The organism is Bacteroidota bacterium (assembly GCA_030706745.1).
Classification (GTDB): Bacteria; Bacteroidota; Ignavibacteria; order Palsa-1295; family Palsa-1295; genus PALSA-1295.
Map to the genome: position 1 here is coordinate 306,290 of JAUZNX010000003.1, position 24,440 is coordinate 330,729.

Here is a 24,440-nt window from a genome sequence, read left to right on the forward strand (position 1 = left end):
TATAAACAAGGTAACGGTTTTATCTGGATCTTCATCGGCAACGATGAAGAGGTGGTTGAAGGCAAGCAGGGGTTATCCCCGGCGTCCGATCAACTCAAACACATAACGAGACATGAGAAAACATAAAGCTGAGATTCGTCCGCGTGTCGCGGACCCAAAATATAACGACACACTGGTTTCGCAGTTCATCAACTCCTTGATGCTTGGCGGAAGAAAGTCCACAGCACAGCGCATCATGTATGATGCGATGGAGATCGCCCAGGAACGCACCGGCCAGCCGGGACTCGATATTTTCAAGAAAGCGATGACGAATGCTGCACCTCTGATCGAGGTCCGCTCGCGTCGCGTTGGTGGCGCAACCTATCAGGTGCCGACAGAAGTCCGTACCGAACGCCGGACCGCCCTGGCAATTCGCTGGCTCATCAACTATAGCCGCGCCCGCGGTGAGAAGTCCATGGCGCAGCGCCTCGCCGGTGAGTTGGTCGCAGCCTCGAACAACGAAGGTACCACCGTCAAGAAGCGTGATGACACCCACCGTATGGCCGAAGCCAATAAAGCATTCGCGCATTTCCGGTTCTAAGATACCCTGAATTCAGTCGGCAAATGGGACCTATGGTCCCATTTGTCGTTTTGGATTCTCCACCATCCGCACAAACCGGCCCAGTATCTCGTTCCGTTGTTTTCCATGGAGCAACTTCTCCTCATCGGCGCGGGCCTCCTATTGGCCAGCATAATCGTCAGCCGCGCGAGTTCGCGGCTCGGCGTGCCGGCCCTGATTGTATTTCTCGCAATCGGAATTATTGCGGGCCAGTTGGGGCTTGGCTCCATCGCGACCCAATACCCCCAAGCGATCCAGTTAGTCGCGGTCATCGCGCTCGTGAACATTCTCTTCAGTGGCGGACTGGATACGGCGTGGTCAGATTTGAGACCGGTGCTGGCGCGCGGGCTACTGCTTGCGACGATTGGCCTTATCATCAATGCGATTCTGGTCGCAGTGGTGATGCGGTATCTTCTTTCGATGTCCTGGCCGGAGGGGCTGCTGTTTGGAAGTATTATCGGTTGCACCGATGCGGCTGCCGTATTCGGGATTCTTCGATCGCGTAGGATGGTGCTCCGATCGGGCCTGGGCGCAATGGCCGAACTGGAATCTGCCAGCAACGATCCAATGGCGGTCTTTCTCGCGATCGCGTTTATCGAGATCATCAAAACACCGGGAGCTTCGATCGTCCAGATCATCCCCATGTTCTTTGTCCAAATGGGATTGGGCACCGTGATCGGAATCGCAATGGGTTTCGTAATCCCATGGGCGATCAACGTGCTGAACCTCGCGGAGGAAGGCCTCTATCCCCCTCTTTCGTTAGGACTTGCCGTCTTGACCTACGCAATCGCAGCCGTGCTTGGTGGCAGTGGTTTCCTCGCGGCGTATGTCGCAGGCGTCATGATGAACACGCGACGTTACTTCCACAAACGGAGCATCGCCAGATTTCATGCTGGTTTTACCTGGTTGATGCAAATCGTGATGTTCGTGACACTTGGCCTGCTGCTGAAACCCTGTGGACTCGGTGGTCTGGTTGCACCCGGCGTACTGATCAGTGTATTTCTCATCTTTGCCGCACGTCCGCTCAGCGTGTTTATCACGCTGGCGTTCTCCGGGCTGACTTGGCGCGAGAAACTGATGGCCTCCTGGCTGGGTCTTCGCGGCGCGGTGCCGATTATTCTTGCTACGATAACGCTGTATTCCGGTATCACGCAGGCGACGGTAATCTTCAATCTTGTCTTCTTTGTCGTGTTGCTTTCGGTGCTCGTGCAAGGGACGACCCTCACGCCGGTTGCGCGTTGGCTTGGTGTGTTTTTGCCGATGACGGAGAAGCACCTGCATCGAATCCATTCCGGCGCGTTGCTAACGGATAATAGCAGACTGGAAGAGATCATTGTCCCCGAAGGCTCACCATTGGTTGGCAGGAGCGTAATGTCACTCGGCCTTTCGGAGGAGTCGCTCGTCATGCTGATCCATCGCGATGGCGTGACACTCGTGCCTACGGGCCGCACAACGATAAGCGGTGGTGATGTGCTGGTACTTTTGGCTAAGCAGGAAGATCTCGAACGAGTTTGTTCTCTCAGCAGTTATTCAGACTCAAGATGATTCGCTTAATTGCACTTCTTCTGATCTTGATGCCCGTTGCGTCCTCTGCGCAAACTGACAGTAATTCTCTTAACTTGTTTAGGAAGACTTTTATCCTTGGCATTAGGGTGTCTGGACAATTCCAACACTGGGAGCCATCTCTATTCCGCAGCTACTATGCAGACTTTGACGGTAGCGTGTCGATCCCTGGCTCTGATTCGCTCCATTGCCACCTCTCGCAGGACTCACTCTCTTACTCGGAATGGTACCCTAAGGACCTATCGAAAATGGGGAAGATTGATTTGCGAATCCTGTTCGACTCTGTTCCAAAACATATTTCAAAACTCCAACTACAGGCCCACACTTGGTTGTACTATGGATCTACCGGTACTGAAGACTGGAACTGGATCGTCGATCTTCGCGACCTGTATTTTGATTCCGCAAATATTTACCTACGTGACTCGTTCCTAACTCAACACGTCGATTATCTGTATTATGAGGATTTCTACAGCGACAATCTTCCACACCAAGATTGGTCCGAGACGTTAAGGCTTGCTTCTTCCGTTGATCTCTCTGGGATCATTCACTCGACGCATCTGAGCAACTCTGCGGCAGTTGCAATCCCAATTGGCCGACATGGAATCAGCTTTGCATTTGAGAATGGAATCTTGCAATGCGTTATTGACCCATCAGATCGACCGCGACGCTGTGAATTGTTTTCTGTACTCGGAGCGAGGTTATGCCTTACTACCACTGCACCACACCAACATTCCATCCCGATTCCTCACCTCAATGCCGGTCTTTATTTTCTTCGCCTCGACGAACAGGTGACCAAGTTTTGTATTGCAGAATAGTTCTTACCTTCTTGGCAGCTCGTTGAGATCGATCTGCTGTGTGCTCGCGGGCGTGTTGCAGGCTTCGGGGCCGTTGTCGATCAAGCCGTAGGTAACGCTAATCGTCGGACGCAGGGTGTGAATTTCTGTTGAGTCAGGGGTGGATGCTTGAATCCCATAGTATGCTTTATCCATGCTCGGGATCGAATCCGATGGATTATTCAAATTTGGGTAGTGATAGATCGCACTCGAATCGCGAGTCGGCGATGGGGTTCGGAACAAGACCATCTGGCCGGCCGGAACGTGTTTCGTAATATCGAAGCCGGCGAGATAGCCCTGATTTGAATATCGAAAACTCAGTGTGAAATCGTCGTCCGCAGTACCATTATTCCTGATCCCGAACGTATAGATCGGGAAGTAGGCGGAGTCGGCATTCAATCCCGTGACGTGACTTGTGAACACATCCAGATCGCGACCGTAGGTCTCTTGAAAAGCACTATCGACCAAAATTGGCTGCGAATCCTTATGTCCGGGTTCACAGCATGAGGCAAGCCATACGCTCAGGCAGGCAACGGGAAGGAGAAGGATACGCGGCATAATCATCAATGAGATCAGGATGCAATAGTAGTGCTAATCTTCTTTCGCGACCGAAACGGCAGCCAAATGAGCGATGTCAGTGGCCGTGCTTCGAGCGCCACGCGCCACGTCAGCACAATACCGACCAAAAGCAACAGCAAATTCCCGCCCCACATCCCCCAAAATGGGGTAATGACCTGGCGGTCCGCCAATTTTTCGCCGCCAATTAAGAAAATCCAGTAAAGCACGAAGAAGCCGATCGAAAGTCCAACCCCGGCTCCGACCCCACTCCGTTTTGCAAGCGCGCCAAGCGGAGCACCGATTAGGGCAAAGATGATGCACGCTGATGGGATTGCATATTTCTTGTGGACCTCGACCATATAGCTGTCGATGTCATCCTGCGTGCTCTTGATCATCGACTCATCATTCTCGACCTGCATGGCATGTGGCGAGAAACTCGCGCGGGCATTGATGACTGCCGATCCCGTTGCCGCCGCTAATTTCGGGGGCGCGCTCGATGTTAACTCGCGAGCGTATTCCGTTACGTGATCTCGCAATTGAACAACCTGATGAGCGAGCATCGTATCTCGGACATGCACAAATTTGAGCAGGTCGTGCGCGGATAACTCCCGGCCGCTCCGCTCGGACTCCCCCTCGTGCATGAAGTCATAACCGCTTGCCGGGACTTCAACAATGTACGTGCTAAAACGCCCACGCCGATAATCGGTTGGTTGTTCAGCTTGCTGCTGATGGATTTCTCCTTCACGCAGCGTCAGTACAATATTACGAAAATCCGGAGTAAATGCTAAATGCCCAAATCGGGCGGTGAGTACGCGCGTTTGGCCGGGCTGTGCATGATCGTAGATGGTTACATCTTCCAGATCGCTCGTTGCTGGATGGGCTCGACGAGCGAGAATAGAATAACCGGCAATCTCATCCTCTGTTGTGAATGTCCCCGGCTCGACGACCAGCGTAGGTTTCTTCCGCTGAATGTCGGACATCAAGTCCTTGGCGCGATGATTCGCGTCAGGCAAGATGATATTGTTGAACTGCAAATCGAATACTGCGATGAGGGTGCTGAGGACAATCATAGGTATCATCATCCGGCCAAGCGAAACCCCGGCGGCCTTCATCGCGGTCAACTCATTCGAGGCTGCGAGCGACCCAAACGCCATGACGCCGGCCACGAGAACTGCCATTGGTACGGCCAGGACGACCATCCATGCAAGATTGAAGGCGATGAGTTGGAGAATCGTCCAAACATCCAGTCCTTTGCCGACAATGCGGTCGATAAACCGCATCAGAAACTGTAGCAGAAATACGAACATGATGACCGAAAGGGCCAGCAGGAATGGCGGAGCCGACTCTCGGACAATATGATCCCAGATGCCCATTGAAGGCGTCCACCATCGGATCTTTAATGTTGCGCGCTGGCCCGGCGAGTGCATGATAGTTGCCAACACGCATCGTCAGACGGAAATGCCTTAACCCAATGACAATAAAATAACAGCTAATTCCGCCAATCCTCGTTACATGACGGGATTTTTGGCGTTGAAACATTAATTCACCAATCATTTTTCTCTTTTGGTCGCACGTATTCGTTTTCGTCGATTGTCCTCGATTCTCTGGGCCGTATGCTTGGTCGTATCGGGACTTCTCACGTTCGCGTTGCCGCAAGCCTCTACCGCCGTGCTCCGTGGCAATCCGAATGCCCTGCCCGATTCGAGCTCCGGGGTGATTTCGGGTTTCGTGCGAGACTCGACGAGCGGCGAAGCGATTATTGGCGCGACCGTTCGGGTTCGGGCGCTCAAAATCGGTGCGATCGCAAACAGCAGCGGATTCTACTCACTCCACATTCCGGCCGGTCAGCCTGTGCTCGTTGAAGTATCTTCGCTCGGCTTCCGGACGATTACGATAAGCATTACACTCCGCGCGGGCCAGGGTCTTCAGCGCAATTTTCAAATGGCCCCGGTTAGCTTGGGCGGAGCAGAAATTACCGTCGAGGACAATGCCGAACGGCAACGGCAGGAGCCCCAGGTATCGCGCGTGATGATCGAGCCACGCATGGTCGCAAACTTGCCAAAGGTTGGCGAAGCAGATCTCTTTCGAATTCTGCAATTGCTGCCCGGCGTGCAAACCTCCAGCGAAATTTCGAGCGGGCTCTATGTGCGTGGTGGCTCTCCGGATGAAAACCTGATACTGCTCGATGGCAGCGTCCTCTACAATCCCTCTCACTTCTTCGGCTTCTTCTCCACGTTCAATCCCGATGCAATCAAAGATGTTGAGTTTATCAAGGGAGGATTTCCGGCTGAGTATGGCGGCCGCCTATCCTCCGTGCTGAATGTGACCAACATCGATGGCGATCGCAACGTAACGAAGGGCAAAGTAAATATCGGTCTGATCTCGAGCAGCGGAATGCTCGAAACGCCCGTTGGCACTGGCGCACTCGTGCTGGCCGGTCGAAGAACCTATCTCGATCTCCTGCTGAACACGACCGGGCTTACTCAGAAGTTGACGCTGCCGGACTATTACTTTTACGATGGGAATATCAAGCTCACGCAGAATCCTTCGCCGGATGACAAGATCACACTCGCCGGGTACTGGGGATCGGACAATTTGGTCTTCACGGCCAACAACGCAATCAACAACATTGATATGCAGTGGGGCAACAAAGCCTGCTCCGCAGGGTGGACACATGTTTTTGGAAGCGAGCTGTTTTCAAAATTGACGCTCTCGGCAAGCAATTATTCTTCTGCATTCACCATCGGCTCAAGCGCACAGCCATTCACGTGGACGAATGGGATTGACGACTACACGGTACAAGGCAGTCTCGATTATTTTCCGAGCTCGCAGCACACAGTCAAAATGGGAGTTCAGGCGACGGGCTATCATACCTCGTTGCTCATTCAATCCGGCACCAATCCACCCAATGCGAATATCGATCGAACCCCCTGGTATGGAGCAGGCTACATTCAGGACGAATGGAAACCGGCAATGGCCGGCTTTGTCGAAGATCCGCTGGCAATCACAGGTGGCCTGCGTGTCGATGGAATCAGTTCAAACCCGCAGATCGGTGTTGACCCACGGCTAAGCGCGCGCTATATCCTCACGCCGGCCATCACGCTCAAAGCCAGTGCTGGCATTTACCATCAGTATCTGAAACTCGCGACGAACAACCTTGTGCCGGTCTTTGACGTGTGGCTCCCGACAGACACGTCCCAGCCGCCGGAAATCTGCAATCAGTATGTACTTGGAATTTCGACGCTTCCATTCGAGAATTACACATTCGAGGTCGAAGGCTACTATAAGAGCATGAAAAACCTGGTCGAAATGCGCCCGAACGGCATGAGCGGATCGACGCTGAACGACGTCTTCTTTGTCGGTAATGGTGAAGCATACGGCATCGAGTTCTTCCTGCAAAAGCAAGTCGGACGGATAACCGGTTGGCTCGGGTACACACTCGCATGGACCAGGCGCACATTCCCCGACATCAACAATGGGAATGCATTTCCGCCGACCTACGACCGTCGTAACAATTTCGATCTCGTGATGACATACCACGCCAACGATCGCTGGACGCTTGGCGCGACCTTCACGTATGGCACCGGTCAGGCGTACACGCAGATCACGGCGCTCGCGCCAAACGCAGAAGATCCGAACCGTACGATTCCGATCGAGGGCGATAAGAACGCATTGCGACTCCCCCCCTACAACCGGTTGGATCTCTCGGCAACGTATGCCTTCTCGTTCTTCTCCGAAAAGCGCAACGCGGAATTCAATTTCGACGTGTTCAACGCGTACAATTATCGGAATGTCTGGATTTCGCAAGTCGATCAATCGACCAATCCGGCCACGATCAATCTGGTACGTCTCCTTCCTATTCTTCCGACGTTTGGTTTATCCGTTAGCTTCTGACATGATCGCAATTCAAGAACATATTGGGACAACCGTCATTGAGCCTCCTCGCAATGGCGGTTTCGGGATGCGCGTTTATGTGCTCGCACTCGTTGCACTCACGGCGGCGACCGCGCTGAGTAGTTGCGACAATGCCATCGAAACGGCCTACAACGAACAGATCGTTGTGTCCGCGTTCCTCTATGCGAATGCGCCGATTGACTCCGTCGTCCTGCACCGGACGACACCATTCGGCGCGTACTACGACGATCTCGATTATGCTGTCGATAGCGCGACGGTCATCGTAACCGTCGATGGCGTGCCGCACACATTACTGCCAGCAAAACTCAAAGGCCGTTACTCTCTTCCGGCCAGCGATCTCATCGTGCAGGCCGGCAAGACCTATCAGCTTTCGATTACAGCACCCAACAATCAGACGGGCGGCAAGCACTCGATCAGCGCGGTAACGACGGTGCCGATGCCGATCCATCTGAGTCCGCTTGCGGATTCGGTCCGTGGCCGCACCTTTGTGCTCGATACGAACAATCTTGCTTCTTTTGTCTTCGTCGTTACGGCTGGTCCGGTGGAGAGTCCCGAGCGCCGATACTTGCTCAGTGTAACGGCGCTCGACACGAATTACGGGCGCATCCGTCCACCTCGCGGGTTGGATTCCGTCCTGCCCATTCGCTATTCGTTGGTCGCAACAGGCCCCGCGATTGCAGTCACCTCACGGTTCGTAAACTGGTATGGACCCAACCTCATCACCTTTTATGCGATCGATACCAACTGGACGGACTATCAGCGGCAGATCATTACCCAGGGCGGCACGAATTATCAAGCATCGCTGAATCATATCGCTGGCGGAATGGGTGTATTCGCCAGCGCCTCGCGGGACACAGTCTCGCTGTTCGTCAAGCCCAAGCAGTAGCGCAAGCCGACATAGTTCGGCATCACATGATCGAACAATGTTTGGAGCCAAGTCCTCCATATAACCCGCATTCGGCAATTCCAAAAATAGTTTTGTAACCGGAGGTCATCTCGAGCGTTTTAAAGACATGAGAGTCTTCGCTCGGTCTGCTGCACTCGTTCTGCTCCTCCTTGCAAGTAGTGCGTTTGCGACATGGAAACAGATCGCGACATTCAATGGACTCGGCCGTGTTACCGCCGCTTACTTCTTCGATGCGACCACCGGCATCATTGGCTTCGATCGCGCCACATATCCCAACGTGCTTGAGCGCACCACCGATGGCGGCCTTACATGGACCGCTTGCGGTGGTCCGCCAGCAACGACCTCCAGCAACTATGTGACAGATATTTGGTTCAAGAATGGCCTGGAAGGCTGGGCAACTTCTGGTACACAACTTTGGCACTCGACCGATGCCGGCGGCTCGTGGCACTTGACACCGGATGCCGGGCAGGCACTGGTCGGAATTCGCGAAACGAGCCACGCGCTCGTCGCCTCGTCGTACAATCCGTGGGGCATGACCGTCTCCACTGACGGAGGCAACACATTCACTGCTACGCTCCCTGGCGGCTCGACGGGCGGCGTGGACTTCGTGGACGATCTCCATGGAGCGGCTTCCGCAGTATGGGGCAGTTTTGTTTTTACCACCGATGGCGGCGTGACTTGGAACAACTCCATGAAGCCGGGGCGCGAGGTCTGGTCGCTCTGTGGGATTCCTGGAACCTCGGTCTTCATCGGTGCCAGCGAGGGCGGGCTCGTTGCCACCAACGGCGCCGTCTATCGCTCCACTGACTACGGCGTGACTTGGTCCGTTCTCAGCACCTTGCCGAATATCACTGGAGGTATCGCTGGAAATGGAGGCATTCTCTATCTCCAACTCATGGGTCAGAGTCCGACCGGGAGCGGATTATACCGGTCGCTCGATTCGGGCGTCACGTGGACTCCTATCGGCGGTCCCAGCAATTATTTTGACTGCCGGTTTGCCGTCAACGAGTGCGCGATCTATGCGTTCGATAATGCCGGAGGTGTTTGGGTGACGACCGATGGCGGCGATGGCGCCCAGCCAGACACGCTTGGGTTTCATCTTGCGCTGGCACAGGACACGACGGCACCCGGATACATTGTAAGTCTCTCGCTCTTGTCCGATCGAACGCTCCCGGATTTCACAGTCAAGTCGATCGACGGCGTGATTCACTTTTTTCAGGACGCCTTCAACAGTTTCACCATGAGGTCAATTGGAGGATCCCAACTGTTCGATACAGTTTATACCCTTGGTGATTCGACGTTTGTGGCGTTTCGGCTGGTGAATACGCAAGGAATCCAATTGGACTCGCTCCATGCGTTACTCTCACTCGGATTGCAGGTGGTAGTTTCCAAGGCTTCAGCTTCCGATCCTTCGGTGAATTTGATCTCGCTTGACTCCTTGGCAATTAATCAAGAACCCACCATCGGTGATAACGCACAATTAGTCGCATGTCCCTATGGGAAGGCCGCGAGGACAATAGTTTCACATGTTCGATTCCTTTGTGGTGATCAAGAATTACAGACGTACCTAAAGACAGGAAGTCCTTTGGTTTCAAGTCCCCTCCGACCGAACCCAGTCTCCTCAGCGGATAACTATCAGACCTCGATACGACTCACTGTTGCAGAGGATGGTACCTGTACGATCACGTTGTTCGATGCACTCGGGCGTATCGTTCGGCAGGAGCAACGACCAATGACGAGCGGTTCAAGCGAGTACGAATTCGATTTGAAATCTTTTCCCGGCGGGAGCTACTTTTATGGCATCCAATTCGTCGGCGAACACACGAGAGCGATGCGGAACGGGACGATCGTGCTCGTGAAGTAAGTATCCCGTCGCGCCAGCCGTTGGTCCCGCATTTGACTTTACTGTCCGCCGCTAACCGGGAGAATTATTCCGTTCCCCTCGCAATTTGATTCTATGTGCGACTCTTTATTGCTGCAGCTTTCTTCGTATTCGCTCAGAGCCTGTCATCAGTCGCCCTCTGCCAAACCGCCTCATTGCCACCGCCTAACTTACGAGAACGTTACTTCTCCCCAAACGGGAACGATACGATGAGCTTCTTAATGTATCGCCTTGGCACTGATGATTGGAGTGCTGTTTCTGACCTTCAGGAAATCCAACAATTTCACACGACCGCGCACCGTCCGGAGCGTACCGACGGCGACTTTGGTGATCTTCACTTTAGTAGTGCCTCGTTGTCCAAGGATGGTCGGCTTATTCTCAAGAGATTTGTGCGACTCGTCAAGGATACCGATGCCGTCTATGACACAATGTTTGCGGGTACGTTCGATCCGGCGTTTGACACTCTTCGAGGCATTCTAATCCTAACAGACTCTCGAAAGAGAGTGATTGTGTTTGCTGGTGACAAGAAATACGTGGATACTGAGGGTCGAATTCAAGATTCGCTGATTAAGACTTTCCAATCAGCGGTGATCCGCGATGACCGACGAACCGTGGCTTCGTTCATAACATATCCCTTTCAATTAAATCGGACGAGCTATCGAGGTGCCATCCGCTTACTGAAGATTCAGGATCAAAATCAGTTTCTACGAAAATATGATCAGATATTTAAGCCCAGAATTAGGAACGCGTTGCTAACGCTCGTTGGCCCGATTTGGTACGGTGGACGAGCATGGGGAGATCACAACGTCATATCGCATGGGGTAAGATGGCAGGGTGCGCCGGTTACTCTCTTCTGTGGCTGCGACACAAATCCACCCAAGCTCGAGATCACTGATCTAAACATTGAGAAAAGCCTCGAAGCAGTTCACAGTCACTAACTGCGACTGCTTCGAGACAGTCTTACAAAATATACTGACTCAAATCCCGATTCCTCACGACCTTCTCCAGCCGCTCATCGACGAACGCGGCGGTGATCTTCATCTGCTTCTCTTTCACCACATCCGGCACATCGAACAACACTTGTTCGAGGAGCGTCGTTAGAATGGTATGCAAACGTCGCGCGCCGATGTTCTCGACGGCCTCGTTGACTTCGAACGCGATACGCGCGATGGCTTCGATCGCATCTGGCTGGAAGGTTACTTGGACGCCTTCGGTCGCAAGCAGCGCGGTGTATTGCTTTAGTAATGCGTTCTCGGGAATGGTGAGAATCTTCACGAAGTCATTCTGCGTCAGACTTTCAAGCTCGACGCGGATCGGGAAGCGTCCCTGCAACTCCGGAATGAGATCGCTCGGCTTGGACGTGTGGAATGCGCCGCTCGCAATAAACAAAATGTGGTCGGTCCGCACGATGCCATAGCGCGTGCTGACGTTCGATCCTTCGACGATCGGCAGCAAATCGCGCTGCACGCCTTCACGGGAAACGTCGGGACCGCCACCACCCTCTTTGCGTCCGCCACCAGCAACTTTATCGATCTCATCCAAAAAGATAATACCGGTGCTCTCGACGCGCTCGATGGCGTCGTGAACGACGGTCTCCATGTCGATCAATTTGCTGGCTTCTTCACCTTCAAATACCTCGCGGGCTTCTGCCACCGTCACGCGACGGCGCTTGCTCTTCTTCGGCAACATGCCGCCGAGAATGTCCTGAATGTTCTGTCCAATCTCGTCCATGCCGGGTCCGCCGAGCGGCCCCATGATCTGCATGGAAGCAATCGGCGGCGCTTGCTGAATATCGACCTCGATCTCTTTGGTATCGAGTTCACCGGCGCGGAGTTTCTCGCGATAGTGATTGCGCGTCTTCTCGTTCAGCTCAGCATCTTCCTTCGCTTCGGTGGGCGTTCGCGTGCGGGCTTGCGGCAGTCCGCTGATCGATGTGCTCACCGGCACGCCGGGAAACATCATTGGTGGCGGAGTTCTCGGCGCTTCGATGACCGGCGGAATCAGGATATCGAGAATGCGCTCCTCAGCATTGGCGCGCGCCTTTGGTTCGATGGCCTGCATCTGCTCGTTCTTGACCATGGTGATGGCAAGTTCGGTCAGATCGCGGATCATCGATTCCACATCGCGGCCTACGTAGCCAACCTCGGTGTATTTCGTCGCTTCGACTTTCAGGAATGGCGCACCAGCCAGACGGGCCAGACGCCGAGCGATTTCGGTCTTGCCAACACCTGTCGGACCGATCAGGATAATGTTATTCGGCATGATCTCCTCGCGGAGCGCATCCGGCACCTGCTGCCGGCGCCAGCGATTGCGCAAGGCGATCGCGACTGAACGCTTCGCGTTCGATTGTCCGATGATGTACTTATCCAGTTCATGGACGATCTGATGCGGCGTGTATTGATGCATCGCACTCGCGACCACCACCGCTTCGGAAGTCTCGCCATTCTTCTGTCCGTCGGAGACCTTAACGATCTCCTCGCCTACCGGCGAGTCGCTCACGGGCGTGTCGCCGACGGGCGTAACGGTTGTTGATTTCTTGCCTTTTCCGGCCATTCTGTAAGTGCTAAATCTTGATTCTGTAGCCGTACCCTTTAGGGTACGTAGTTCATTTGGCAGCGCGCTCACATATCGCATGACGCAGGCTGAAGCCTGCGGCTACCGATGCTTAATCCAGAGATTCGATTGAAAGATTCGTATTACTATAAATGCAAATTTCTCCGGCGATCTTAAGCGAGGATTCCACGATCTCGCGCGTGGACATCGCGGGATTGCTTTGCATGAACGCGCGCGCCGCAGCAAGCGCGTATGGTCCGCCAGATCCGATCGCCACGATGCCATTCTCCGGTTCGATCACGTCGCCGGTGCCAGAAAGCAGAAATGCATTCTCGCGGCTTACGACTGCAAGCATCGCCTCCAGGCGCCGAAGATATTTATCGCTCCGCCAGTCGCGACCGAGCTCAACGACAGCGCGTGGTACGTTGCCGCGATACTCTTCGAGCTTCTTGTTGAACCGATCGTAGAGTGTGAGCGCATCGCTGGTCGAGCCGGCGAATCCGGCGATGACAGTGCCATTTCCAAGCATACGCAATTTCTTTGCGTTCGATTTCATCACGGTCTGCCCGGTCGTAACCTGACCATCCGAGCCAAGCGCAGCTTTGCCGTCCTTAACGACACCGAGAACAGTAGTAGATCTGATTAACATTATTGATCGTAGGGGTTAATGGCATTAACCCGTGCTTCGAAAAAACGGGCTAATGCCATTAGCCCCTACATCGTAAAATTCCTATTCCCCGTACAGCGCCTCTTCCAGCGGTTCGTGCGTTGTTGCCCAGGTCATGAGCAGCGCGGCGAATGAAGCGATGGTCCGCTTTTCGTCCTCTTGACGAATAACGAGTCCATACGTTTCAGCGACGAACCGCATGTTGCTGAGAACACGCCGAAGCTTTGCATCGGTCGTTTGACCATGCCAATATTGCACGGTTTCCAGCAACATTTTTCGATGACGCCGCAGGAATTCAGCCATCGAGATTGTATCCGAGCGGCCATCGCGAGTGTGTCCCGGCCGAGCGATATTCAACAAATCGCTGACGTATTCATCGAAATGTTTGATGAAGTGCGCATTGCCCGGACGCCGCAAGAACTGCGCGCGCTTCAGCGAAAAATTCGCTTTCGATTGCACGCGGAACCGTGGTCTCAGGACGTACAAGTCGTAAAATTGTTGCAGCTTGCCATCGCGGTCGTACTCGTTAAACACCCAGCGGCGCTTGAGTTCGCTCCAGGCTGGAATGCGCACGACCGGGTCCTTTTCGCTATCGATAACAACGAAGCGTTCCGAACGGGCGTCAAAACCAACGATCGTGACCCAATGTCCCCACTGGTTGATGCAGATCATGCACGGCCGGCCCGTTGTCAAAGCGGCTTTTAAGGCCCGAAATGCCGCATCTTCGGTAACTTTCCGGATTTCGATCAGCCGGCAATCGAACTTCTCGGCGGCGCGGCGGAGCATTCTCTCGTCCGTCCCCTCTTTCGTCGTTTTCGCCGCTTTGGTCAGCGATTCCTCGTCCACAAACCGGCCAACGATCGCCAGCGCGTGCTTAATCGCGAACGGACCACACTGCCACCGGTTATTTTGAGGATAAAAGCCCATGAGCGCCCCTTCAACAGGGGTATGGCGGAGAGGGTTTAGGGTATGGGGTGCCGGTCCCAGTTTCTTCCCATTATCCCGTGCTGATTATTGCCTCGACTGGCGATCCTCTTCCGTCGAATAATATCGGTTGCCAGAAAGAACACGCTTTGTCGTACTTCCTGTCGTAATTGATTACCTCCCCGTCCCGGCATTTTTGTAGCGATTGATTTATCAATCGAATTTCAACCAACAAACTTACTATCAGACCGATGATGACAATAGCAGACATTAATGCGATTCAGAACCATCCGACTGCAATGGACGACATTCGAACGAAGCTACGCGCCTCGTTTTCACAGGCCGAGGTCACAGACGATCAACTCGACCAGGCGCTGGAACAAGCGCAACAACTTGCTCCGAGCACTGAGTTGGGACAACTTCCTTCTGTCCCAGCCGATCCTTGCGGCATTTGCAAGCAAGCGGCATTGCAGATCTATAATGCGGCCATCGCTTCGATCGCGAATCTCTTCATTCTTCTAAGGCTGGCAATTACTGCAGCATTAGAACTCGCTTACTGGTGGGCTTTGCAGCGATGTGGTCCATGCCCGGATCCAATAGCCGCACCAGCAAGCGGGAATTGAGAATATGAACAGGGGCATTGGCTAGGGTCTCTGCCCCAATCTTCAAACACTCTAAGCAATACAACACACAATGGACGTTACTCAACTAATACCCATCCTCGCGGCGCTTGCCGCTGCGAGTGAGCGCCTCGTCGAGACACTAAAGAGCTTTCTTCCATTCCTTTCGTCTCCGCCGACGAAAGCGTCGCAAGCCGCAGCCGATCCGAAAGCAGATCGACGCAGAGAAGGAGCCATTAGCCTGCTCGCCATCCTGAGCGGAATAGCGACCGTTTGCATGGCCAACCAACTATCGATATTCAATTCGATTTTTCCGCCGCGTACTCTTCCACCAGGTGTCAACATATCCGACTTCTGGCCAACGATCATACTTGGTATTCTCGTCGCCGGTGGCTCCAGACTTTGGAATCCCTTGGTCGAGTGGCTTAAGGCGATCAAGGACGCGAAGAAACCATGACTATCGAACAGGTTCACTAACCATACACAATAACATCTTGGAGGATTTTGACATGAAGAAGATTCTTTTGTGCGCAGCACTTCTCGCAATCGCTTCAGTGAACGCAAGCGGGCAGGCCGGCAATAGCAACTATAGGGTCATTTATAACGGCGAGCGAATTCTGGTGCAACATGGCAATCCGAATTCGTACTTGAAGCAGCCGTTCTGGTACAAGTTATGTGATCTGTCGAAGGGCAAGAAGGTGAGCCTTTCATTTAAAGGAAATCTCTTCCAATATTACCCTGGAGTAGTGGACAATCAACCTATTCCATTCCCATCTGGATCATACAACCAAGGAGGATGCAGCCCTGGAGCCGCCCCGCTCAAATTTAGTCTATTGATTCAAAAGAGGAAGGATGATGGAATCATTGATCAGATTCCTCTTACATCGTATTCAATAGACATTGGACCATACGAATCCAATGTGTTGGTCTATTTCAGTGCTCAAGAACAAAACATTTTCCCTTTCGGGAATTGTAATCAATCGGAGCTCTATGTGGGCCGAACTCACGATTCGCAAAGCGAACTTCCAGCGAATCATATTCCAACCCCTCTGGAGTACTCATACCGAACAATTCGATAACCGAGGCCATCATGCACCCAGACATCGAACAACAGATCGAGAGCTTCGTCGCATTCTTGCCGGAAATCGAGCAAATGCCGCTCGCGGCGTTCGAAGCAGAGCTACACGCGAAGCTCAACGCCATCGTCGCCATGAGCGATAACTATCCGCAGCAGCGGGAGGCATTTCGCCAATCGTTGCTCGACAAAACGGATGGCGAAATCCAGAAGGGCTTGATGAACCGGCAAATGCGTCAGAAGCCGTTTGGATATGCCGGAGACTTCCGGGTTATCGACTGGATGTACAAGCACATTCGCGACGTCGATATTCTGAGCGGGTTTTGGGACGACTTCTGCCACCGGCAGGCGGCGGCGGAGTCCGTTCGCAATCGGAAGGAACACCTGAAGACGACGTTAGCGGAAATCGTGCTTAAGAAGCGCGGGCCAGTCCGTGTGCTCGATTTTGCATCCGGCCCGTGCCGCGATGTGGCCGAAGCGATCGAGACCGCTGGCGGTGCGTGCCACGGCAGCACATTCCATTGTGTGGACATGGAGCCGAAGGCAATAGAATATGCCCAGAAGGTCACGAACCCGTATGCAAAACTTGTGCACTTCAAATGGGAGTGCGGAAACGTCTTCCGCTTCCGGTCCGAAGAGCAATTCGATCTGGTCTGGTGCGCGGGGCTTTTCGACTACCTGAACGATAAGCTCGCCATCGCGCTCATTGCGCGAATGTGGAATCTTACCGCGCCGGGCGGACGGATCGTCGTCGGAAATTTCCATCCGAGCAATCCGACGCGCAACTACATCGAGTGGTGCATGGACTGGGTGCTCATTCACCGCACCGAGGACGAACTCCGCGCCCTCGGACTCGCCGCCGGTATCCCGGCCGATCGCATCTCGATCGACCGGGAGCCGCTGGGGGTATGCATATTCTTAACGGCATCAAAAGAGAAGGTCGCTTGAAATGGACATCATATCAACTTCATTGGCCTTAAATAAGAGCTTGGCGCACTTCGCCCGGCCACGAGGACATAACCTGTTGTCTCGTACAGAGCCGTTCTTTGAATGGCAAGAGGAACGCAGAAATGCCGGCCTCTGGCCATACTCCAGAATCATGATCGAGCGGCCTGACAGTAGCGGCATGCTGAGAGACGAGCGTGGCACTGTGAGGCGCGGCTTGAACTTCGCTTCGCAGGACTACTTGTCGCTCGCGAGTCATCCGGCTATCATTGCCGCAGCGGCTGAAGCACTCCACACATTTGGGCCACACTCTGCTGGATCGCCCGTGCTGACTGGTAACACGACGCTTTCTTCACGGCTCGAACGCGAGATTTCCGACTTCGTCGGGATGGAGCACGTGCTGCTTTTCCCGACCGGATGGGCTGCCGGGTTTGGAGCGATCACCGGACTCGTGCGCCCATACGATCATATTCTGATCGATTCGCTCGCGCACGCGTGTCTGCAAGCGGGTGCGAACGCGGCCACGCAAAACGTCCGGCAATACCGGCACCTCGATGCGGAATCGCTCCGCTCCATGCTTGTAACGATTCGTGCAACGGATTCCGAAAATGGAATCCTAATCATTACGGAAGGACTCTTCTCCATGGATTCCGATGTGCCCGAGATCGAGCGGCTTCAGGCACTCGCCCATGAGTACGACGCGACATTGTTCGTTGACGTTGCTCACGATTTTGGGGCAACTGGTCCGGGCGGCGCAGGCACTATTGCACGGCAACATATGCTGGGCAAAGTGGACCTCGTGATGGGCAGCTTTTCCAAGACCTTTGCTTCGAATGGCGGGTTCCTCGCGTCGAATCGCGCAGCAGTCTGGCAAACCGTGAAGTATTACGGTGGCACGCATATTTTTTCCAATGCTCTGTCGCCGATCCAGGCTGCGGTCGTTTCCGAGGCGCTTCGGATTGTGCGCTCCGAGGCAGGCGAAGAGCTGCGGCAGAAGAACCGTGCGGTGAGCGAGCTCCTTCGCACCGAACTTCACACGCACGGCCTGCGCGTGGCCGGCGAACCAAGCCCAATCGTGCCGGTCATGATCGGAAGTGAGAAGATTGCGCGAATTGCCAGCAAACTCATCGCGGAGCGCGGTCTGCTGGCGAATCTCGTCGAATTTCCTGCCGTGGCGGTCGGGACAGCTCGCTTTCGAATGCAGTGCATGGCGGGACACCGAGCCGATGCCACGCGCGACGCCGCACGGATCATTGGCGAAGCTGTCAGGGATGCAACGAATTACATTAATGGAACAGCGTTAGGAGATCCGAACCAATCACGCTAAAACTACAGCACACAGCCGGTATCCCTGTCGATCACATAACGATCGGCAGGGAGCACGCAGGGGAAAATCATCACCTAGTCTTTAGTACCATTGATATTATCGTCAGATATGACTACAACTCGCGCTGACGGATTCCATGCAATACCGTATGGACCGTTCGACGAAGGCTGCATTACATCGTCATCCCACACAACGTCGGGAATTGGTGAGTATGTCCCCACCGGTACATCCCCTACGGCAGGTGCGGCAGCCTGCTTGTATAGATTGACCGCCTCAACAGTTACGTTAGTAGCACCTAGAGGTGCAGCGGTCCAGTATGCGACACCGAGACTATTTGATTCGAACGGACCAATGGAAGTACCGGGGTGAGTTCCATTCAAATCGGTGTAGGTGTATGTACCCATGATCCAGTACGTGGCGTTAGTGTAATTCACGAATTCCACTACTACCGAGTTTGACGCATTCCGAAATTTGGCGTCCTTTCCGCGCTCCTTGTAAGCAGGAAGATGGCTTCCTGGACCACTCCAATGCCGGTTGGGCTCCATGCATTTCCGAGAGCAACACGAGGAGAATCCGAGTGCCGCAAGAACGAACAAAACACAAGTAATTCGCGAAGTCTTATGTACCATTGGGAATAAGAATCAGCTTAGAACTAAATCAGCAACAAGACAAATATAACAACTTTCAGGCACGCGGCCTATGAATGCAAGAATTAGCTGGGTCGAGGATCAGTATTATCAAGGAGCATTCCTGAACCTCTTCGAGGACGAGCTTCGATCGGCCTATGCTGCAACCAGCATCGATCAAGAGTCTCGTGCCCGATGTGCCTTCTTGCTTGGCATCTGCTCTGAAGGTGATCTTACCGCATGCAGTCAACTCTATAACGAAGCTCACGGTATTGCGCTCGTGATGAGAGACGATCGTCTGTTAGCCGACAGCTTTCATGGTCAAGCATACGTTGCATTCCGAGTCGGCGATCTAAAACGGTCGTATGAATATGAGCAGAAGTCGCTCCAACACGCGATCGCTTCGCATCATGAGTTCCGCATTTCGTTCACATATTACATGCTCGGGATCATCGCTCTTCGATTCGGACATCAGGAGTCAGGACTGGCGTATCTGAAGCAAGGACTGCTAACAGCGAAGCGCAATGGGTGCATCCGGCTATTAGCTTTGCTCCACACAAAGAATTCGGAGCTGCGCCTTCTTTCCAATGACCTGGATGGCGCTAAGCTTCATGCGGAAGAGGCGATCCGATTCGCGTCATCGATTGGTGCTGACCGAAATGTGCAAGAGGCCCGGATAAAGTTGGCAAGTGTAGAACTTGAACTCGCATCCTTCGAACGAGTCGCAGAACTCGTCATCGAGGTCCGTGCACATCTGGCTGAGTCCGATTTTCCGCAACGCTGTGTGACCCACACGCTGATGGGCAAGGTGCATGAGGCGAAGCGGAGATATGAGAAGGCCGAGATTGAGTTCAAGACCGCGATCAAGCTTGCGGATTACCCGAACGCAGAGCGCGTGCGGTCGAATGTGCACGTGCATATGGCGGAGCTATACCTCAAGACGAAGAAGGTCCGTCCGGCGCTAAAGGAGGCGCTGGCTGCGCTGGCCGATGCGGAAAAGGCGCAGGACATTTACGTCCGCAAGGAGGCGCTCCGCTCGGTGCACGATGCATACAAGGCGCTGAACAAGTACAAGGAAGCGCACGAATACTTAGAGCAATACAACGCGCTCGTCGCCGAGAGCGACGCGGCGCTGCTAAAGAGCCGGTTGGAATACCACGCGCTCAAAAGTGATTTTGAACAAGAGAAAGCAAAGGCAGACATGCAAACACAGCAGACCGAATTGCTCCGAATTAAGCTCGAATACAAGGAGCGCGAACTGACGGAGAAAATGCGGCACTTGATCACGCAGGCCGAGGCCGTGCGACAATTCCGCAACGATCTCCGCTCTCTGCTCCGACGTACGCCTTCGGACGATCCGGCCGCGAAGGACATTCGCTCGCGTCTCTCCTCTTTCACGGAGAGCGACATCCAGTGGCAGGAGTTCGAGGAGAAGTTCAGAGAAGCGTATCCCGATTTTCGCGAGAAGCTGAAGGCAAAGCATCCCGATCTGACCGGGCAGGAACTTCGGCTGTGTCAGTTGCTCCGCGCTGGACTGAAGTCGGTCGAGGCGGCGAAGCTGATGAGCATCTCGGAGCGAGGGGTCGAGCAGCACCGGTTCAGGATACGCAGGAAGGTCGGTCTCAAGGGGAAAGAGAGTCTCAGCGAGTATTTGCAGCAGCTATGAGGCAGGATCGCTTCCCCGCCCGTGGGCATGAGAGTACGCACGTCGAACCAAATGGCATTCGGACTTCCTGTGGAAGTCCTATCTCGGCATTCCCTGAACAGTTCGGGTTTGCCAGGCCGATAGCTGCGGCAGCGGTGCCTGCGCTGGGCTTGCCGAATGGTCCCTGCATATTGTTGTAGAATTCATCGAAAATATGCGATGCCGGATGGGTCGAACCTCGTTATATTAGGTGGAGGGGGTTCTCTTCAAATATGAAGTATGAAATATGAATTAGGCTCATAATATACATTTTCCGGTCAAGGCGTGTGGCTGGCCAGAAGACACCGTAGCCTCTTCATGAAAAACTTCCGAAAATCAAATATAAAATAATATATAGTGTCCGCTTGAAATGCTATTTCTGGCACGATAAAGGCAGGTTGAGCCTGAGTGAAACCTCTCTCCTCTTCGTTAAAGCGCCTGATGCTGCCCAACCTCCTAAAAGTGAAGAAGATCCGGATCCAAAAGCCGCATACCCTGTGGCAAACGCTTGGCCCTGGGCTAATTACCGGCGCGGCGGATGACGATCCGAGTGGCGTTGCGACTTACTCGCAAGCCGGCGCGCAGATCGGGACACCGATCCTCTGGACGATGCTGCTGACCTGGCCGCTGATGTCAGCCATCCAAATGGTGAGCGCACAGATCGGCCGCGTGACGGGTCGAGGTCTTTCGGCAAACATTCGAAAGTACTACGGGGCGAAGCTGGCGTTCCCGATCATGCTTTTAATCTTCTTCGCCAACGTCTTCAATCTCGGCGCGGATATCAGCGCAATGGGCACGGCCACGAAGATGCTCATCGGCGGTCCGGCACGTGTATACGCAGTGCTGCTGACGCTGGCATCGGTCGGATTGCAGATCTATATCCCCTACCGCAAATATGCGCGGGTGCTGAAGTGGCTTACGTTTGTCCTATTCGCGTATGTGGGTGTCGTGTTCTTCGTCCGAATCCCGTGGCAGGAGGTTGCGATTGGTACGTTCCTTCCCTCGTTTTCGATGGACGCGGGATTTGTCGCGACGTTTGTCGCGGTGCTTGGTACGACGATCAGTCCCTATCTGTTCTTCTGGCAGTCGTCGCAGGAGGTCGAGGAGATTCGCACGCACAAGCACGAGCACGCCTTGCGAGGACACCCGTTGGAAGCCCCGCTTGCGCTCCGGCTCATGCGCAACGACACTGTGACCGGGATGGGGATCTCGAATCTGATCGCGTACTTTATCATGCTGGCCACCGCCGCAACGCTGCACGCGCACAACATCACGAATATCGCGACGGCCGAACAAGCTGCGCTGGCATTGCGTCCGCTGGCCGGAGAGTTTTGCTACATCTTGTTCGCCCTTGGCATTTTGGGCACGGGATTGCTCGCGCTTCCGGTGCTAGCAGGCTCGGCTGCGTTCGCGGTGGCCGAAGCGATGCACTACCGATCTGGCCTCGAGAAGAAGCCAGCGCAAGCGAAGCGGTTCTATGGAATCCTCGCCGCTGCAACGCTGCTGGGCATTGGCCTGATTTACATGGGCCTGAATCCGATTCGCGCCCTCTATTGGTCGGCCGTCATCAACGGCGTCATCTCGGCGCCGATCATGATGGTCATCATGATCATGGCCTCCCGGGAGCGAATCATGGGCGAGTTCACCATCAACCGGACCTGGACGACGCTCGGCTGGATCGCGACACTGCTCATGGCGGTCGCCGTGGTGATCTTCTTCATGACTTTGATCTAGTGGATGCTATCGAGGGGTAACCATAGGAACAAAGCAGAGATAACCAAGGTTAACTCGCTTCGATGCACACCCCATCCATCGAAGACTATCTCAAGGCGATATACAAGGCCGGCTCCATCGGCGAAATTTCATCGCGCGATATTGCTGAGCGGGTCGGCGTAAGCGCTCCGGCTGTGAGTAAGATGCTGCGGCGTCTTGTCGAATTGAAGCTCGTGCGCATTCATTCGCGCAGCGGCATTCACCTCACGCCGTTCGGACAGCGTACCGCTCTTCAGACCATCCGGAAGCACCGTCTGCTCGAGCTGTTTCTCGTCCGCGAACTTGGATATCAATGGGACGAAGTGCATGATGAGGCCGAGCGGCTTGAGCACCACATCAGCCCTCTCTTCGAAGAGCGCATTGCGGAAAAGCTGGGTCATCCGGATTTCGATCCGCATGGAGATCCCATCCCGAATGCCGAGGGACTCATGCCGAGCGTCGAGGAAGTCCCGCTGCCGACTGCGGAAGTTGGATCGCACTTCATCATTACTCGATTGGTCGATGGCGATCCCAAACTGCTGCAGTATGCAGCAAGTCTCTCGCTAAAGCCCGGCGAGACTATCGAATTTCATGGACGTCAGCCATTTGGCGGACCCTATAACATTTTTGTAAAGGGCGAGCCAGTCGCGCTGGCACCGGATGCCGCCGGGCAAATTTTCGGAAGACAGGTCAGCGCGCGATGAAGGCTCAAGTCCTGGGACATAGCTGGGCCGAACCTCGCCCGATCGATACACACAAGTCGGCACCGATGTGGCGTCGGCTCTTTGCATTCTCTGGTCCAGCGTTCCTCGTCGCAATCGGATACATGGATCCAGGTAACTGGGCGACGGACATCGAGGCCGGCTCGCGCTTCCATTACGATCTCCTGTGGGTGATCCTTGCGAGCAATCTTGTCGCGATTCTGCTTCAGGTGCTTTCGAGTCGGCTTGGTGTCGTTACCGGTCGCGACCTTCCGCAGTTGTGCCGTGAGCGATTTTCAAAACCGACCGCAATCTTCTTTTGGATCGTTGCGGAGGTCGCAATTATCGCCTGCGATCTCGCGGAAGTACTTGGGAGTGCGATCGCAATCAATCTTCTCTTTAACATTGCGCTATTGCCCGCTGTCCTGATCACGGGACTCGATGTGCTGCTAATTCTCGTCCTGCAAAGCCGCGGCGTTCGATTGCTCGAAGCCGTAATCCTTGCGCTGATTGCGACAATGGGAACTTGCTATGTGATCGAGATCGCACTATCGCATCCGGCATGGTCGCAAATCGGACATGGCTTGGTCACACCTCATCTTTCGAACAATAGCCTCTTCATCGCACTCGGCATTCTGGGGGCGACGGTCATGCCGCACAATCTCTACCTGCATTCACATCTCGTGCAATCACGGCAGGTTGGCCGATCGTTCGAAGAAGTCCGTTCGGCCTTGCGCTATAACCTCGTTGACACGGTGCTCGCGCTCAATCTTGCATTCTTCATCAATGGCGCCATCCTTGTGATGGCCGCTGCCGTATTCTTCGAGCATGGCACGATCGTCACCGAGATTCAGCAAGCATACCACACACTCACTCCGCTGCTCGGGACAACGCTGGCGAGTACGGCATTCGGTATTGCGTTGCTCGCTTCGGGTCAGGCATCTACGATTACCGGTACGCTGGCCGGGCAAATCGTGATGGAGGGCTTTCTTCAAATGAAGATGAAGCCCTGGCTGCGTAGACTCCTAACGCGCAGCCTGGCACTGATTCCAGCGGTCATCGTCATCGCTCTACAAAGCGGTCGGGGTGTGGAGGCAGAGAATCACGCGATCTATGAGCTACTGCTTCTGTCGCAGGTGGTGCTTTCGGTACAACTGTCTTTCGCGACAGTCCCGCTAGTCTTGTTTACCGGACGAAAATCCGTGATGGGTAAGTTCGTTAGCCCAGTTTGGCTGCGCGTCATTGCCTGGGCTGTTGTCATTTCGATCGCCGGACTCAATGCATACCTGATTATTCATGCTTTAACTTGA

At 54.2% G+C, this 24,440-nt stretch carries 21 protein-coding genes; 15 read left to right on the forward strand and 6 right to left on the reverse strand.

Features of this window, described 5'->3' with window-relative positions; genetic code table 11:
- Window positions 1-112: 112 nt before the first annotated feature.
- The 3 genes from rpsG to Q8902_06075 all read left to right on the forward strand — a co-directional run bounded on the left by rpsG (window position 113) and on the right by Q8902_06075 (window position 2,976).
- Window positions 113-580: a 30S ribosomal protein S7 gene (rpsG, locus tag Q8902_06065; GenBank protein MDP4199117.1), complete on the forward strand. Its 468-nt coding sequence runs from the start codon at window positions 113-115 to the stop codon at window positions 578-580.
- 105 nt (window positions 581-685) lie between these two features.
- A complete protein-coding gene (locus Q8902_06070; protein MDP4199118.1) occupies window positions 686-2,143 on the forward strand; it encodes a potassium/proton antiporter in 1,458 nt (485 codons plus the stop codon).
- A 266-nt stretch (window positions 2,144-2,409) separates the two neighbouring features.
- Window positions 2,410-2,976, forward strand: coding sequence for a T9SS type A sorting domain-containing protein (locus Q8902_06075; protein ID MDP4199119.1), 567 nt, complete (start codon window positions 2,410-2,412; stop codon window positions 2,974-2,976).
- 3 nt (window positions 2,977-2,979) lie between these two features.
- On the opposite strand, the gene Q8902_06080 is transcribed toward Q8902_06075, so the two are convergent.
- A complete protein-coding gene (locus tag Q8902_06080; protein MDP4199120.1) occupies window positions 2,980-3,552 on the reverse strand; it encodes a hypothetical protein in 573 nt (190 codons plus the stop codon).
- A 14-nt stretch (window positions 3,553-3,566) separates the two neighbouring features.
- The gene (locus Q8902_06085) at window positions 3,567-4,979 is read right to left on the reverse strand and encodes an LptF/LptG family permease (protein ID MDP4199121.1); all 1,413 of its coding nucleotides are present in this window, start codon (window positions 4,977-4,979) and stop codon (window positions 3,567-3,569) included.
- A gap of 163 nt (window positions 4,980-5,142) precedes the next feature.
- Between Q8902_06085 and Q8902_06090 the strand changes: the two genes are divergently transcribed.
- The 4 genes from Q8902_06090 to Q8902_06105 all read left to right on the forward strand — a co-directional run bounded on the left by Q8902_06090 (window position 5,143) and on the right by Q8902_06105 (window position 11,194).
- Window positions 5,143-7,446: a TonB-dependent receptor gene (locus tag Q8902_06090; GenBank protein ID MDP4199122.1), complete on the forward strand. Its 2,304-nt coding sequence runs from the start codon at window positions 5,143-5,145 to the stop codon at window positions 7,444-7,446.
- Window position 7,447: 1 nt separating this feature from the next.
- Window positions 7,448-8,353 (forward strand): DUF4249 family protein, encoded by a 906-nt coding sequence (locus tag Q8902_06095; protein ID MDP4199123.1) that lies wholly within the window; start codon window positions 7,448-7,450, stop codon window positions 8,351-8,353.
- Window positions 8,354-8,480: 127 nt separating this feature from the next.
- Window positions 8,481-10,238 carry a hypothetical protein gene (locus Q8902_06100; GenBank protein MDP4199124.1) on the forward strand — a complete coding sequence of 586 codons (1,758 nt, stop codon included), beginning with the start codon at window positions 8,481-8,483 and terminating at the stop codon, window positions 10,236-10,238.
- Between the two features lie 227 nt (window positions 10,239-10,465).
- Window positions 10,466-11,194 (forward strand): hypothetical protein, encoded by a 729-nt coding sequence (locus Q8902_06105; protein MDP4199125.1) that lies wholly within the window; start codon window positions 10,466-10,468, stop codon window positions 11,192-11,194.
- Between the two features lie 22 nt (window positions 11,195-11,216).
- Here the strand turns inward: Q8902_06105 and hslU are convergent, their stop codons facing one another.
- The 3 genes from hslU to Q8902_06120 all read right to left on the reverse strand — a co-directional run bounded on the left by hslU (window position 11,217) and on the right by Q8902_06120 (window position 14,403).
- A complete protein-coding gene (gene hslU / locus Q8902_06110; protein ID MDP4199126.1) occupies window positions 11,217-12,662 on the reverse strand; it encodes an ATP-dependent protease ATPase subunit HslU in 1,446 nt (481 codons plus the stop codon).
- A gap of 259 nt (window positions 12,663-12,921) precedes the next feature.
- Window positions 12,922-13,458, reverse strand: a complete 537-nt coding sequence (gene hslV, locus Q8902_06115) for an ATP-dependent protease subunit HslV (GenBank protein MDP4199127.1) — start codon at window positions 13,456-13,458, stop codon at window positions 12,922-12,924.
- Window positions 13,459-13,539: 81 nt separating this feature from the next.
- Window positions 13,540-14,403 (reverse strand): C39 family peptidase, encoded by an 864-nt coding sequence (locus tag Q8902_06120; GenBank protein MDP4199128.1) that lies wholly within the window; start codon window positions 14,401-14,403, stop codon window positions 13,540-13,542.
- Between the two features lie 248 nt (window positions 14,404-14,651).
- On the opposite strand from Q8902_06120, the gene Q8902_06125 reads away from it, so the two are divergent.
- From Q8902_06125 to Q8902_06140, 4 genes are all read left to right on the forward strand, one after another.
- Window positions 14,652-15,023, forward strand: coding sequence for a hypothetical protein (locus Q8902_06125; GenBank protein ID MDP4199129.1), 372 nt, complete (start codon window positions 14,652-14,654; stop codon window positions 15,021-15,023).
- A 70-nt stretch (window positions 15,024-15,093) separates the two neighbouring features.
- Entirely contained in the window at window positions 15,094-15,477 is a 384-nt protein-coding gene (locus tag Q8902_06130; protein MDP4199130.1) for a hypothetical protein, read from the forward strand.
- Between the two features lie 633 nt (window positions 15,478-16,110).
- Window positions 16,111-17,043, forward strand: coding sequence for a class I SAM-dependent methyltransferase (locus Q8902_06135; protein MDP4199131.1), 933 nt, complete (start codon window positions 16,111-16,113; stop codon window positions 17,041-17,043).
- A gap of 76 nt (window positions 17,044-17,119) precedes the next feature.
- Complete coding sequence (locus tag Q8902_06140; protein MDP4199132.1) at window positions 17,120-18,367, forward strand: aminotransferase class I/II-fold pyridoxal phosphate-dependent enzyme; 1,248 nt, start codon at window positions 17,120-17,122, stop codon at window positions 18,365-18,367.
- A gap of 74 nt (window positions 18,368-18,441) precedes the next feature.
- On the opposite strand, the gene Q8902_06145 is transcribed toward Q8902_06140, so the two are convergent.
- Window positions 18,442-18,801 carry a hypothetical protein gene (locus Q8902_06145; protein MDP4199133.1) on the reverse strand — a complete coding sequence of 120 codons (360 nt, stop codon included), beginning with the start codon at window positions 18,799-18,801 and terminating at the stop codon, window positions 18,442-18,444.
- Window positions 18,802-19,066: 265 nt separating this feature from the next.
- Between Q8902_06145 and Q8902_06150 the strand changes: the two genes are divergently transcribed.
- From Q8902_06150 to Q8902_06165, 4 genes are all read left to right on the forward strand, one after another.
- Window positions 19,067-20,659, forward strand: a complete 1,593-nt coding sequence (locus Q8902_06150) for a hypothetical protein (protein ID MDP4199134.1) — start codon at window positions 19,067-19,069, stop codon at window positions 20,657-20,659.
- Between the two features lie 459 nt (window positions 20,660-21,118).
- Window positions 21,119-22,411, forward strand: a complete 1,293-nt coding sequence (locus tag Q8902_06155) for an Nramp family divalent metal transporter (protein ID MDP4199135.1) — start codon at window positions 21,119-21,121, stop codon at window positions 22,409-22,411.
- Between the two features lie 62 nt (window positions 22,412-22,473).
- On the forward strand, window positions 22,474-23,133 hold the full coding sequence (locus tag Q8902_06160) for a metal-dependent transcriptional regulator (protein MDP4199136.1): 660 nt from the start codon (window positions 22,474-22,476) through the stop codon (window positions 23,131-23,133).
- On the forward strand, window positions 23,130-24,440 hold the full coding sequence (locus Q8902_06165) for an Nramp family divalent metal transporter (protein ID MDP4199137.1): 1,311 nt from the start codon (window positions 23,130-23,132) through the stop codon (window positions 24,438-24,440). The genes Q8902_06160 and Q8902_06165 overlap by 4 nt, the downstream gene beginning before the upstream one ends.